This is a genomic window from Candidatus Nitrosopumilus koreensis AR1, assembly GCF_000299365.1.
Classification (GTDB): Archaea; Thermoproteota; Nitrososphaeria; order Nitrososphaerales; family Nitrosopumilaceae; genus Nitrosopumilus; species Nitrosopumilus koreensis.
Window position 1 is genome coordinate 874502 of the sequence record NC_018655.1, and the last position, 13844, is coordinate 888345.

A 13844-nucleotide genomic window follows, 5' to 3' on the forward strand; every position below is an offset into this window, starting at 1 on the left:
AAAGGGAGGGAGTTATCCCGTTTGTTGGCCTGCGATTACAGTTCCAACAAAGACCGCGCCGTTAGCAGTTGTTAATTTTACCTGAGTATCTCTACCTTCTCGGATGTTTTCATCCAGAGTGAGCAGTAGTGTTACTTGTTGTCCAGGTTGAATTTCTGCTGCAGTGGTTGCCAAGATGGTATCAGGTCCTCTTGTAAGAACTCTGAATTCACCATTACCAGGAGTACTACTAGTGGTGTAGTCATAAACAGTTCCACCAACTCTTACCTCACTGAGAGTAAGTTTGCCTACACTGTTGCTTTGAACATACACACCAAGTTCTTCACCTGCGAGAAGACCATTACCGGCAGTATTGTTTGCTGCAGTAAATGTAGTTCCATCATGATTTAACAGATTATTACCATCTGATGCATCATAACCAGAGAATTTTAGAGATTCAATGTTTGGAGAACCACTAATTTGAGCAGAACTAAAAAATCCTTGTGAGAACACAAAGACAATACTTCCACCAACGACTGCTATTGCTACTAGAAGAAGCGTTGCAATTACTGGGGCAACTGCTTTTCTTGAAGTCAATTTGTTTTTTGACATTAGTCGTGTCATTTCTAAATTTTTTAAAACTAGAAAAGATGTTAAAGGAATTTGTGTTCAAAGTGGACTACAATTAACTGGTTTGTACATGTGTTTTATGAAATGAACAAAAAATAATCAGAAAAAACAAGAATTATGGGCAACCACTAGTAGGACATACCTGTAAAACAGTTTCAGCTATAGGGCCAACTGCAAATACGCCACTTGTGCTATCACCAGTTGCAATACCGTTTGCAAGAATAGACATAACATACATTTTTGCTTTAGGAACAGAAGGAGCTTGTGCTGTAAATTGAATAGTTTTCGCTTCAGTATGATCATCTATAGAAGAAATTAAAGTTCCAACTATCTGTGTAGAACCATCAGGATATGTGACGGGGGGAGATAAATTAAAACCGTTGTGACTGACAACAGAACCGAAAGCCCATTCTTTTGGAATATTTATTATCAAAGATGTACCGCTACTAATGCCATATACATCATCACTGCTCATATCCGCAAGAGTTGCATTGAATGTAACAGTACTGCCTTCCACAATTCCAGTTAACTCACTCATCACATCAGAAGAAGCAACTGATTCAGGGGTTCTTGCAAGAAAAACATTAGGCAATGCAACTTCATTTGTGTGCATAGTAGTACCATAACCTGATTTTCCGTATTGGCCAAGAGTGGTAAACACAACAGGTTGTACAAGAATATTTTGTGCATCATCAGTTGTTCCAGCCATATTTCCACTGCCAACACCTACAAGAAATGGAAAAACGGATCGAGGAGCAACCTCAACAGGAGAAACTAAATCGCGCCACATCAACTGATTGCTTTCAGGACAAGACCAATTATCAGGAGTGGGAGATATGGTTACAGGTCTTTCAGGATTTGCACCAGGAATATCTTCGCAGTTTTTAACAAAAACATCATCCTGAGAATTTGCTCTAGGTACAAATGCCATCACTACAACTTTGTTTACAAACATGGGTTGATCAGTAGGGTTTGCAACATTTACGCCCCAAATTGGCCTATCAGAAACATCACTGTTTTCATCCCCAACAGCGTTAGGCATTAACATGAATATCTGAGGTTTTCCAAATAGTTCATTTGAAATGACTACTTCACCTCCGCCTCCGCCTTCACCTGCTTCACGTAAAAGAATCGTATCAGACGCAACATTACTTGACACGTCATCGACATCTTCAAAATCTCCTTGCGCTATAGCTGAAAAAACCAAATCATCGCCACTAACTCCATCAACTTGATAATCCCAAGAAAACATCACAGATTCTGCAGGTTCCAAATTTACAGAAGTGGGAGTATGTGAGGGGGATGGTGAAATAAGAAAACCAGAGCCAGTTACAGATTGCATTACAGGATGGACATTCTTAATTTCAGCACTGCCAGTATTAGTGACAACCATTGCAATAGTAACATTTTTGCCTAAAACTACATCAGGGGGGTCTGTTATTAATTCAGCACGTAAATCACCAATGGAAGCACCAACTCCAACAACTAGTTCATCAATATCCATGGTTCCATACGATGAAATTATTTTGATATCATATGTATCAGGAACCATGTAAAGCGTTTGTGATGAAATTACATTATTGGTAAAACCAGATGGTACAAATGCATCATCATAATTTATGTCAAATCGAGTCACAGGTTGATTGGGGAGGGTTTTATTGACAATCCACATGCTTGAAATCTCAACTGGGTTTTGGCCTTGATTTTTGACATTCATACTTAGAATGTTATTTTCATCAACAGATGCAAAAAACTGCAAATTGTTCTTGTTGTTTTTTAATTTCAATGTCAGAAACAATTCTTTGAGTAGAAACAATATCAGTTTGAGCATCAAGTGCAAGACTCAACACAGAAAATCCGGCAATCATCAAGACAGTAAAAAATAACGCTCCGACTACAGAAGATAGTCCACGCCTGTTTTGAGGCAAAAATTCAAAGGTTCTACTCATCGTGCATCACCACTCTCAATAAAGAACTCTATTGGCTGTATGGCCCCCACATTGAGAAATATGTGAATTCCCTTGTTTAGCGTAATATCTGCATCATCAGAGCCTAGTTTGATAAGTAAGTTAACAATCTGTCCGTTTTGGATTTGTATATCATCATTCTGAATTAATGGGTTTTGTGAAATAGGGACAATAGAAAACATCCCATCAGAAGGATATTTTCCTCCAATCAAATCATTTTGAGATGCATCCAGAGATATACCAGATGTTGAAGAATCCCAAGAATGAACTACACCATTAATTGAGATATCTTGTAAAAATATAGGATTAATACCATTATTTTGAACTTGCAGTACAATGAATTCTGTTCCACCATTTTCAGGAATTGCATTAGAGAATGAACTACACGTAACTCCACACAAAAAGGAATTAACTATGTTTTCATTGTCAACATCATTCATCATTAACAAAGATGCAGAATCTCGCGTATCATATGCTAATAATAATAAATTCAACGAGGAAGAATCCGATGTAGATACACTGCCAAGATTACCAGAAACAAACCCATCATTAACAAAATATGTCAAGGTTGTAGCACCAGTTACCGTTACTGCCATTAATAACATTGTACTAATAACATCAGTTACTCCACGTCTTTTCTTCAGACGAGTGTTATTTTTTGGAAAAGTACCTTGGAAAATCATTTTCATCTAAGTGTTAAACGGACTAGCAACAGTAGTAAAGAAATTTCCTCTAGCAGTGGTCAGAGATATTTTATATTCTGAATTCAAATAATTGGCATCATTCCATACTGCCGAAATTGGGGTCAATTGGATTTCGGAATCATCATCAGTATCTAACATGATTTTTTGGTTTTCTTTGGCAAAAATGATTTGATTAACTTCAACCCAGTTTGCAATTATTTCTTGATTATCAATCTTCAAAATGGTGATAGTAGATATGGTAGATTCAACAGTTCCAATATTTGCCAAATCTATGGAGATATCATCAGTATTAGGTTCAAATCGTACATGCTCAAAAACAATATCTTCCCTATGAATTTGGTTTTTTGATTTTTCATGAAATGAAAGATCATATGTAAATGCACTAATTCCACTCATACCATTAAACAGAATAACAGAACCGACAGATGTGACTATTCCTAAAATCACAAGACTCCCCATTACTTGGCTTACTGCACGTCTATTTTTTAGAGATAATTTTTCTGAAACACAATTCATTTGTTATCACCATTTTTTCGGTATTGTTCAGAAATGAATTTCTCAACACTAGAAACAATTTGAGAGGCATTAGGCTCACAAATTAAATTTATTCCATAATGTTTTGCTATTTGTTCTACGCCATCATTAATTGCAGAAAACGTAATCAATAATGTGTTAGTAGGCTCAACATCTAGTTTAGGAACTAATATTGAATTCATATCAGTTTGATCAATGCCACGCGATTGATTTTTGATGAAAATAATGATAGATTCATCAGATGTTCTATGTTTACCATAAATTGGAATCTCATGGATATTGTTGCTTTTACCATGAACGGAATAATTTATAGAAGAATCAAAATTAAATTTAGTTAATAATTTTTGAATTTCATCTTTAATTTGACTTGTTTCAGAATTCATAGAGATTTCAGAATTTTTTAATCTATATCTAAAAGTAGAAATGAACTGACCAGAATTTGTGTCAAAATCATGTTCATATTTTCTGCAATGCAATTTTATTACTGCATCATCAAACTTTTCAGAACAATCATTACATTGATACCACATAGCTGGTACCCGTATTTCTTTTTCAAAATTAGATATTGTTTTTTTACATGACGGACATTGAGAGTTTTCATTGTCTGTGAAATCAAAATTAGTGCTTTCTGTAATATAACCACATTTTTTATGCTCAAACAAATTTAATTTTTCAACATCCATAGAATGGCATTTTGGACAATAAAGTCTAACACTGGATGAAAATGTATCAGAGTGAATTGGACAAACAATTAATTTTTCATAGATTTCTTTTTCCAAGATTCCATCAGAAACCAACCCATCAAGATATGACAAATTATCTTGTTTTTCTCCAACCTCGGACAAAATTGGATAGAGTAGGTGTCCTTCATTATAATCAACAAAGGGAATTATTGACATATCTTTGAGTTTTTGAACTTTCTGAATCAGTCTAGAAGATTTGTTTGTAGAGGGTTTTTCCAGATCCGGTTGAACAGTCAATTCTGGCTCCAAAACATGTTCTGGTACAGATTCAATTTGAGATTCGTCTGAATTTCCCTTGAAAATAGAGGAAATGCTCTGAAAACTGGAAAGTTTTGAATCAGATTTTGTCTCTAACGCAGACTGACTAGAAGATTTCTTTCTAAATATCATATATCTGCCTCACTAGATACGAGCAACTCGCATTAACCATGGTAGTTATCATAATCAAGCGAAGAGTAAAAGACAAATGTTGTTCATATGGACGAACAAGCGTTAAAACACATTACATGTACATAGAATTTCAAATTGAGGCTAAATATTTTCAAAGATAGTTTATCAGGATTGCAAAAATTACAGATTAAAGGAAAAAATAGACTAAATGCACCTCTAAACACACAAAAAGAGATTCCCAATACAAGCGAAAATAAAAAAATTCCTCAGTATATGACACTATCAAAACTAGAATGGGATGGAAACGAAATTCATGCAGGAATTATCAAAGATCCAACAGCCAAAGGGGGATTGAGATATCAGGTGATAGAACCGGTGTTAACAGAAAGGGATCAAAAAGCATTCGAAATCATAAAAAAATTACTAATAACAGAACTCACAGTATCCATGCACGAAATTAAATCTAAAAAAGATGCCGAAAGAAGATTGAAAAAGAAGATTGCATCGATGATAAAAAAATACAAATTAAAAATCCCTCCAAAAAATATTGCAAAAATAAACTATTATGCAATTAGAGATTTTGTACATCTTGGAAAAATTGAGCCACTAATGAGAGACCACATGATTGAGGAAATCAGTTGTGATGGAACAAATATTCCAATCTATATTTGGCACAGAGAACATGAGTCTATGCCAACAAACATTATTTTTGAGAAAGATTCAGAATTAAATAATTTCTCAAGAAAGATGGCATACATTTGTGGAAAACATGTTTCTATGGCAGACCCAATCATCGATGCATCACTTCCAAATGGAAGCAGAATCAATCTAACCCTAGGTCATGAAATCACAAAAAGAGGGAGCACATTTACAATTAGACGATTCCGTGCAGATCCAATAACAATCATTGATTTGATTAAATTCGGAACAATTTCTGTAGATATTGCTGCATATATGTGGTATTTAGCCGAAAAACGTGCAACAATGCTTATTGCCGGAGGTACTGCAAGTGGAAAAACCACAGCTCTAAATGCTCTAGCGTCATTTATCAGACCAGGTCAAAAGGTTGTAAGCATAGAAGACACGCAGGAATTAAACTTGCCACATGAAAATTGGATTCCAGCAGTATCTAGACAAAATTTTACAGATACTCAGATAGGAGAAATTAATCAATTTGATTTGTTACGAGCAGCTCTCAGACAAAGACCAGACATAATTATTGTCGGAGAAACAAGAGGTCGTGAAGCATACACACTATTTCAAGCTATGGCAACAGGCCACGGAGGATTCTCATCAATACATGCAGATTCAGTAGATGCAACATTAACAAGACTTACATCATCACCAATGGATGTTCCCAAGGCATTAATTTCAAATAGTTTAGATTTAATTACATTACAATTAAAAATCAGAGTAGGAGATAAATCAGTCAGGAGAATTATTCAGGTATCTGAAATTAATGGAATTGACGAAAACACTGGACAAATAAAAACACATGAAATTTTCAAATGGAATCCAAAAACAGATTCACATGATTACATTGGAGATAGTATAATCTTCAAAAAAATTAGAGAAAGAGACGGAGATTCTGAAGAAAAAATCAATTATGAGTTAACAAAGAGAAGATCAGCGTTAGAATGGATGGTAAAAAATAACATTCGGGATCATAAAGAAGTTACTGCAAACATTATGGACTATTATGCAAATCCTGAAAGATTCTACGAAAGAAAAAGATTGGAAGTATAATCATGGCACTGATAGGAGCAAAACAAAAAAAATACAAAAAGAAGAATCAGTAGGCAGAATTCATATTTTTAGTTACAAGTTACTAAACGATCATGTAAAATTTTTACATCCAAAATTAAAAACACTTGAAAAATCCATCAAGCAGGCGATGATGCCAATTCCATTTGAAGTCTATGTGTCAAGCATGATTTTCTTTAGCATGATTGCAGGCATGTGTGGAATGATTATGGGGGTTGTAGCATTGCAATTTATCAATATTCAACCAGCAAGTATAGGATTTTTCTTGCCCGTACTTACAGGACTAATGTTGTTTGGAATGACTTTTGGAGTACTGCAAACAATTCCAGCAATAAGAGTAAAAAACAGAGCAGCAAAACTAGTAGAAGAAATTCCTCATTTTATAGGATACATGTCGACACTTGCAACTAGTGGCCTCACACTAGAAGGAATATTCAAAGCAATTGCAAAAGAAGAAACGAATGAAGACATTGTAAAGGACGCAAGATTCATTGTAAGAAATATTGACATTTTGGGAATGGATTTGATCAGTGCCATTAAAGATTTGATTCACAGAACACCAACGGGACCCTATTCAGAATTACTTGACGGGGCAATCATCACAGTACAATCAGGAGGAGATCTAAAAGAGTACTTTAACGCAACTGCAAAAGTTCAGTTAGAAGAAAAGAAGATGCTTATGCAAAAAACTACAGAATCACTTGGAAGTGTTGCGGAAATTTATACAATATTACTAATTGTTTTCCCATTACTTGCAGTAATTATGTTATCCATTATGGGCATCATGAGTCCAAGTCTTGCAGGATTTGATTTGTTAACTTTGATGAATATTCTTACATTTGCAGTTATTCCGTTAAGCGGAGTACTAATGTTAGTAATGATGGACACAATGGTACCAAAGAGGTAAAAATATGGAAAGAGTTCAAAGAAAAAGAAACCAATCAACGGAGTTAGAACCAAAACAATCAATATTAAAAAATGATTTACTAAAAAGTGGCATATTTTCTGTTGTTGCATCAATTAGCGTCATAACAATGAGTTTTTACTTTTCAGAATTTTCAAATTCCACCACAATCAGGGATGTAGGATTAATCTTTGGAATTTTAGTAGGAGTCATACCTTTAACAATACACCAGTTAAAAGAAGTTCAAAGAAGAGACAGCATAGATAGAAACCTACCAGTGTTTTTACTTGCATTGTTGAGTTCAGTTCAAAGTGGAGCAAATCTCATCAAGGCAATAGAACAAGCAGCGGACAGAAATCTAGGGTCATTAACTCCAGAGCTCAAGAACTTAAGAGCAAACATTAGTTGGGGAACCCCAATTGAAGAAGCATTTGAGAATTTTGCAGAAAGGACTGGAACAAGAGTTTCAAGAAGAGTTACAGTATTGTTAGAAATGGCAATGAAAATCGGAGGAGACGTAACAGAGAATCTAGAGATGATTCAAAAACATGTGTCTGAAATGCAAAATATTGAGAAGAGTAGAAAGTCAGCTCTTCAACCTTACACGTACACAATATACATTTCATTTGCAGTGTTTTTGGCAGTTGCAGTTTTGCTAACCACAAGTTTCTTTACAGAGATAGAAAAAGTTCAGGAAGGGCTTTTGGCAGCTGGAAGTGGAAATGAAGGATTGTTTGGATCCCTGGCAAACATGGAAATTGAGAAATTAGAATCAGCATTGTTTAACATGGCAGTAATTGAAGCGGTCTTTGGTGGACTAGCGGCAGGAAAAATTGGTTCGGGATCATATGTTGCAGGAACAAAACATGTAGTAGCAATGATTGTGATCGCAGTTATAGCATTTAATGTGATGTAAAATGAAAAATTGTTTGTTCATTTGAACAAACAATTATGAAATCATATTCCAACATAACAAAAAGGCATGTGTGTAATATCAATTACATGCAGAACCTTTTGTTCTAACATATCCATCAAGATTAGGGGTATATGGGAGAATATGAGAATTATATGTTATGAACAACATAGAAATTGTACGAAAGTGCTAAATGCAATTAGGCAAAACAAACCCAAGATGACGAGGGGATGGAAATAGTATGATGTCATACGAAGATCAAGTCAGCGGCATTGCAGCTGAACTGGAAGAGGTTTTAGATTTAGACGATTTGGAGGCCAAAGTTTATCTGAATCTGTTAAGAGCAGGGCCAATTACGGCAAGTGCATTAGCTAAGGAATTAGACATAGACAGAGCAAGAATGTACAGAACGGTAGACAAGCTAGTTAGTAGAAATATTATTTCAACAACACTATCTAGTCCAAAATTATGTATTGCAGCAGACCCACATGAAGCATTAAAGATCACACTAGGTAAAAAAGAAGACGAGGTAAACAAAATCAAAAAATCAGGGGAGGCAATTATTGAAAAAATTAATAATGAAATTACAACAAACCAAAGCAGTTCAGTTCCTACATTTAGGGTAGTACAAGGTCGTCAAAACATCTATGCAGACATTGCACAAATGGTAGAAGAGACAAAAGACGTTCTTTACATTGTAACAACATTGGACGATGTTTCAAGAATGTATCATAGTACAATTCCTGAAAAAATCACCATCTGTGAAAAAAATGGTGGGAGTGTAAGATTACTAGTGGATATGAACGATGCTAAACTCACACCATTTGTAAAAAGATTCAACGCAACTGAGACCAGAATAGGAAACCTCCCTTCAAAAGGTAGACTCATAGTTCAAAAGGACAAGAAGATGATAATGTCAGATTCTGCATCATCATTTCAACATTCAAGTGCAGATTCTGATTTCTCACTTTGTACAAACTCAACTGAAATGGTGGACAATATTTTCACGTTATGTAAATTTTTGTGGGAAACATCCAATCCACTTAAAACAATTGATGTAAAGAATTTTGTTAAAAATTAAACTAACGATTCATCATTTACTTCGATAGGTTTTCGGCCCATAAATCCAGAGTCTTTTTCATGCCAAAATTTTATTTCAGTTTCACCATATTTCCAACACAACCATACCTCATCATCAAATCTTTTGGAGGGAAAATCAAGTAATCCTTGCTCAATACTTTTGACAACGACCCCCGTGTTTTCAAGAATTTCAACTGCCTCATAGAATTTTGTTATTGCAGAGTTCAGTTGTTGTTTCAGAGTAACATACTCTTCAAAAGAATTAGTCGTAGATAGACTCATTTGCAATTGTTGTTCTAGTTTTGTGACTTCATTCTTTTTTGCTAAAGCATATTCAAATTTTTTAATCACATCAGGAAGTGCTTCATTTGCTTCATTTGTAGTAAAAAACGAGAACATGTATCATCTCAATATTGCTGGATTAAAAATCTTAGGCGCAAATTTATTAGTTAATCTCTATGAAGAAAAGACATGAGTGACAAACAGTTAGAGGAATTAATAGTTCAAACAATTAACGGAGCAGTGGCCACAATTCCAGCATATCTTGAGGAGATTAAAGAAAACAAACAAGTCCTAAAAGTAGAAGACCCAAAAGAATTTGTTTATGGAATTGTTATGGGAATGGCATTAGGAATGAGTGGAGCAATACTAAGTGCACAAAAAGAAATGCCGACACCAGAAGATCAAATCAAAGTCAGAGACATTGTCTACAAACACATACCAGACATAAGAGAACGGATTTTTAATTGATTGAATTTACAAAAAAAGAAAGAGAGTTTCTCAATTTATTAGAAGAAGCAAGAATAGCGACATCGCACAATGACATTCCTCATGTAAAGCCAGTATCTTTCATATTAAATGAAAACACAATCATTATTGCAACAGACTATGAAACAAGAACATATTTGAATCTAAAAACAAATCCAAATGCAAGTGTTGTAATTGACATCTACAAATCAGGAGGACATAAAGCAGTGTTAATTCAAGGCAAAACAGAGATTATAGAAAAAGGTGAAGAATTCAAAAAATTATACAACAAATTTTTTGAAAAATTTGAATGGGTGAGACGTGATCCTTGGAAAGAGAATGAAGCACCATTTCTAAAAATAATTCCAAAAAACAAGATTAGTTGGGGCTTGGACGAAAAATAAGAATTGTTAAGTTAACGAATTTTTCAGAATGGTTTTCATTAACAATTACAAGGTTATTTTTTGATACGATTTTTGGATTTCTTGGCTCTTGGTTTTGTTCGAAGTAAACGCCCACAACAAGGACACCATAAGCCCTCCCAGACAATGAACAATTCACATTCAGGGCATCTTTTTTGACCTAATTCGTACCTTCCGCCATCAAGACTTGTGCTTGTTGCCTTGTATTTTTTACAAGAGCCATTACAATGCATAAATAATTATGAAGTATAGATATAGAAAAACAGTAGCTCTGTTTTCAAAAATGTAAGTTATGTGAAATCCCTAACAAATAAAGAGTACAAAAAAAGAAAAACAGCATGTCAAACAAAATCAAATGTTCACACATTCTTGTTTCAAAACAAAGTGAAGCATTAGAAATTATGGAGAGATTAAAAAATGGTGAGAAATTTGGAAAGTTGGCAAAAGAATTATCCACTGATTCAAGTAGTGCCAAAAGAGATGGTAGTCTTGGGTATTTTACAAAGGGCATGATGGTAAAACCATTTGAAGATACAGCATTCAAACTACAAATTGGAGAGATTTCTGAGCCAGTAAAATCAGAATTTGGATACCACATAATCAAAAGATTCGGATAAACACTATAGAAATGGCAGTATTAACAAAAGAGACAATAGATGAGATTTTAACATATTTAGAAAAATCAATTATGAACCTAGCAAGAGATGCATTTGAGAATTTAGAAGTAGACGGAGGATTTGAAGGAACAATAAATTTTCTAGAAAATCAATTTGAAATAAGGCTAGAAAATTTACTTGTATCAAAAGGTTTTAGCACACATCATTTAGAATCAGGAATCAAAAATAAAATTATTCAAAGAAAACAGGTGATTTTTGGAGATATTTTAAAACAATATAAAAATTAGATAAACGCATCTAATCCTGTTTTTTTAGGTAGTTCTTGATTTTTTCTAATACTTTGGTCATCTTATCTCCCATAGATTTCGATGCAGTCATTTTTCGTTTTCCAATCCAATAATATGTTTCATCAATAGTATTTTTTGCAATTAACACTACTAGTTTTCCAGTGTCTTTTCTCCCAGTTCGTCCCCTTCTTTGAATAAATCTAACAGAACTGGGCACATTATCATAAAAGATAACCTGATTTACTTCAGCAATATCCAATCCTTCTTCGCCAACACGCGTTGCAATTAAAACATCAAATACCCCATCTCGAAATTTTTGTACAGTTTCAATTTGCTTTTTTTGTTTTAAACCTGTCTCCCCTGCTTTCCCAATTAATATTCCAGCAGAAACCCCAAGTTCTGTTAATTTGTTAAAAATTAGATCAACTGAATCACGATAGCTGGTAAAGATCAGAGTTTTTCCTGGAACAGAATCCAAGATACTCTTTAGTTTAGGGATTTTAGAATGCTCTATTCCTCTTGATTGAGCTTCTTTTGCAAGATGTATTGCTCGAGTAAAATTTGGATCAATTTCAAAGAGTTCTTTGACGCCTGCTCCTTTTTTTGCTTGTGCACGCTCACAAAACTTCAAGAACGGGGTCACTCCATGCGCCTCCAAAATATTTAGTGCATAATGAATTCTGATTGCAGTGAATAATGGTTTTGCAGAACGTCTGTTTTGATTTAAAACAAATTGTCGTATTCTTAATAACGCAGAAAGAGATTGTTGCTCAGCTAGTTTAATTCCATTAGATCGTAATGTATCATATCTTTGATCCAGTGCCAATTTCAACAATGTTTGAATAGACTTTAGTTCAGAGGGAAGTTCAACATTTATCCATTCAGTATTTGTTTCTTGAGTATAGGGTTTGACATCAGGACTATCCTCAGTTCTTTCAGCAACACTAGCAATTTGGAGTTTAGTAAGAATTTCAGTTGCTTTGTCTTTTTCACTTGGCAAGGTAGCAGTCATTCCAACAATTCTTGCAGAAGAATTTGTAAAACGCTCAGCAATTCCAGAATATGCATAGTCACCAGCTGTTCTATGTACTTCATCAAAAATTACAAGATTGAATTGATCTGATGAGACAATACCTCTATCAAGATCATTTTTTGTAATTTCAGGAGTTGCACAAATTACACTATTATTCCACAGTTTAGTTCTTTTTTGAATCGGGTCTTCTCCAGTAATTAGTGAAATATCATCCAAAGTAAGATTTTCTTTTAAGAATTCATAGTGTTGATTGACAAGAACCCTTGTAGGAGCTAAAAAGAGAACCCCCCCAGTACCCGTAGAAAGATATTCGGCAATGACTTGTAATGCAATTGCAGTCTTTCCAAGACCAGTTGGCAAAACAACAATACAGTTCTCAGATATAGCTTGATTTGCAAGATTTACTTGATAGGCTCGTTTTTCAATAGAGTCTTTTTTAACATATTTTCTTTCAATAAACTCAGTCAACTGATAATGGAAATTTGCAATTTATCGATTTTATGCTTTCGTGTAGTTAACCATTGACAAACAGATACTTTTGAATTTCAAATAAATAAAAATTTGTGCCTGATACCAATAATTTAGATATAAAAATAACTCAAAGGAGCCCATTTTTATCCAATAATCACATAGAGTGTATATTGAGTGACAAAAATCCCAATGAAGAATACTTTCAATCACTGCTTAAATCTTTGAACCAAGATCCCAATTGGAGAATTGTAGAAGAATATTTGGAAAAATATGAGTTAATCAAAAAAGATCTTACGCAAGAACAACAAACCGTAATTTCAGAGATGGGAAGGGCAATGCTTGCATTGGCAGATTCACAACCCAAAATCATCATAGACAAATTCCTAGAGTTAGTTCAGAACATGAATAAAAAATAGTGTTTAGACACTAGACAATTAATACAAAAAAGGAAAAAACTAGTCTAGTTTTTTCTTGGCTTTGTTGATCATAGCAATTTCTTCACGCAAGTGTTTCTTTAACAAGCGTTCATGTGCTTTTTTGTGAACACTATATGCAGTGTTAAGGGATTTTTTTGTTTTTGCTCTTTTTACTGCATTGTTGAATTTTTTGTGAATTGCATTTACTTCAGATGTATAGGTTGCCATTAAATCAGATGGTTT

Annotated in this window: 18 protein-coding genes; 9 read left to right on the forward strand and 9 right to left on the reverse strand. The window is 34.2% G+C overall.

The window, feature by feature from the left end; genetic code table 11:
- Nucleotides 1-12 precede the first annotated feature (12 nt).
- The 6 genes from NKOR_RS05250 to NKOR_RS05280 form a co-directional block, all read right to left on the reverse strand.
- On the reverse strand, nt 13-591 hold the full coding sequence (locus NKOR_RS05250; RefSeq protein ID WP_014963327.1) for an archaellin/type IV pilin N-terminal domain-containing protein: 579 nt from the start codon (nt 589-591) through the stop codon (nt 13-15).
- A 133-nt stretch (nt 592-724) separates the two neighbouring features.
- Nucleotides 725-2368: a hypothetical protein gene (locus NKOR_RS05255; protein WP_232212267.1), complete on the reverse strand. Its 1644-nt coding sequence runs from the start codon at nt 2366-2368 to the stop codon at nt 725-727.
- Nucleotides 2346-2558: a hypothetical protein gene (locus NKOR_RS05260; protein ID WP_014963329.1), complete on the reverse strand. Its 213-nt coding sequence runs from the start codon at nt 2556-2558 to the stop codon at nt 2346-2348. Before NKOR_RS05260 ends, NKOR_RS05255 begins: the two co-directional genes overlap by 23 nt.
- Nucleotides 2555-3265, reverse strand: a complete 711-nt coding sequence (locus NKOR_RS10025) for a hypothetical protein (RefSeq protein WP_014963330.1) — start codon at nt 3263-3265, stop codon at nt 2555-2557. The genes NKOR_RS05260 and NKOR_RS10025 overlap by 4 nt, the downstream gene beginning before the upstream one ends.
- Entirely contained in the window at nt 3266-3796 is a 531-nt protein-coding gene (locus tag NKOR_RS05275; protein ID WP_014963331.1) for a hypothetical protein, read from the reverse strand.
- Complete coding sequence (locus NKOR_RS05280; RefSeq protein WP_014963332.1) at nt 3793-4947, reverse strand: TackOD1 domain-containing metal-binding protein; 1155 nt, start codon at nt 4945-4947, stop codon at nt 3793-3795. The genes NKOR_RS05275 and NKOR_RS05280 overlap by 4 nt, the downstream gene beginning before the upstream one ends.
- 135 nt (nt 4948-5082) lie before the next feature.
- On the opposite strand from NKOR_RS05280, the gene NKOR_RS05285 reads away from it, so the two are divergent.
- The 4 genes from NKOR_RS05285 to NKOR_RS05300 all read left to right on the forward strand — a co-directional run bounded on the left by NKOR_RS05285 (nt 5083) and on the right by NKOR_RS05300 (nt 9609).
- Entirely contained in the window at nt 5083-6693 is a 1611-nt protein-coding gene (locus tag NKOR_RS05285) for a type II/IV secretion system ATPase subunit (protein ID WP_014963333.1), read from the forward strand.
- Nucleotides 6647-7618, forward strand: coding sequence for a type II secretion system F family protein (locus NKOR_RS05290; protein WP_014963334.1), 972 nt, complete (start codon nt 6647-6649; stop codon nt 7616-7618). Before NKOR_RS05285 ends, NKOR_RS05290 begins: the two co-directional genes overlap by 47 nt.
- 4 nt (nt 7619-7622) lie before the next feature.
- The gene (locus NKOR_RS05295) at nt 7623-8531 is read left to right on the forward strand and encodes a type II secretion system F family protein (RefSeq protein ID WP_014963335.1); all 909 of its coding nucleotides are present in this window, start codon (nt 7623-7625) and stop codon (nt 8529-8531) included.
- A gap of 238 nt (nt 8532-8769) precedes the next feature.
- Nucleotides 8770-9609: a TrmB family transcriptional regulator gene (locus NKOR_RS05300; RefSeq protein ID WP_014963336.1), complete on the forward strand. Its 840-nt coding sequence runs from the start codon at nt 8770-8772 to the stop codon at nt 9607-9609.
- Here NKOR_RS05300 and NKOR_RS05305 read toward each other — a convergent pair.
- The gene (locus NKOR_RS05305; protein WP_014963337.1) at nt 9606-10007 is read right to left on the reverse strand and encodes a DUF2203 domain-containing protein; all 402 of its coding nucleotides are present in this window, start codon (nt 10005-10007) and stop codon (nt 9606-9608) included. The two genes, NKOR_RS05300 and NKOR_RS05305, sit on opposite strands and share 4 nt — an antisense overlap.
- A 72-nt stretch (nt 10008-10079) precedes the next feature.
- Between NKOR_RS05305 and NKOR_RS05310 the strand changes: the two genes are divergently transcribed.
- The 4 genes from NKOR_RS05310 to NKOR_RS05330 all read left to right on the forward strand — a co-directional run bounded on the left by NKOR_RS05310 (nt 10080) and on the right by NKOR_RS05330 (nt 11681).
- Nucleotides 10080-10358 carry a hypothetical protein gene (locus NKOR_RS05310; protein WP_014963338.1) on the forward strand — a complete coding sequence of 93 codons (279 nt, stop codon included), beginning with the start codon at nt 10080-10082 and terminating at the stop codon, nt 10356-10358.
- Nucleotides 10355-10759: a pyridoxamine 5'-phosphate oxidase family protein gene (locus NKOR_RS05315; protein ID WP_014963339.1), complete on the forward strand. Its 405-nt coding sequence runs from the start codon at nt 10355-10357 to the stop codon at nt 10757-10759. The genes NKOR_RS05310 and NKOR_RS05315 overlap by 4 nt, the downstream gene beginning before the upstream one ends.
- A 356-nt stretch (nt 10760-11115) precedes the next feature.
- Nucleotides 11116-11394, forward strand: a complete 279-nt coding sequence (locus tag NKOR_RS05325; RefSeq protein ID WP_014963340.1) for a peptidylprolyl isomerase — start codon at nt 11116-11118, stop codon at nt 11392-11394.
- A gap of 11 nt (nt 11395-11405) precedes the next feature.
- On the forward strand, nt 11406-11681 hold the full coding sequence (locus NKOR_RS05330) for a hypothetical protein (RefSeq protein ID WP_014963341.1): 276 nt from the start codon (nt 11406-11408) through the stop codon (nt 11679-11681).
- Between the two features lie 10 nt (nt 11682-11691).
- On the opposite strand, the gene NKOR_RS05335 is transcribed toward NKOR_RS05330, so the two are convergent.
- Nucleotides 11692-13182, reverse strand: a complete 1491-nt coding sequence (locus tag NKOR_RS05335; protein WP_014963342.1) for a DEAD/DEAH box helicase — start codon at nt 13180-13182, stop codon at nt 11692-11694.
- A gap of 173 nt (nt 13183-13355) precedes the next feature.
- Here NKOR_RS05335 and NKOR_RS05340 point away from each other — a divergent pair, with 173 nt between their 5' ends.
- Entirely contained in the window at nt 13356-13601 is a 246-nt protein-coding gene (locus NKOR_RS05340; RefSeq protein ID WP_014963343.1) for a hypothetical protein, read from the forward strand.
- 39 nt (nt 13602-13640) lie between these two features.
- On the opposite strand, the gene NKOR_RS05345 is transcribed toward NKOR_RS05340, so the two are convergent.
- Entirely contained in the window at nt 13641-13829 is a 189-nt protein-coding gene (locus NKOR_RS05345; protein WP_014963344.1) for a hypothetical protein, read from the reverse strand.
- Between the last annotated feature and the right edge of the window lie 15 nt (nt 13830-13844).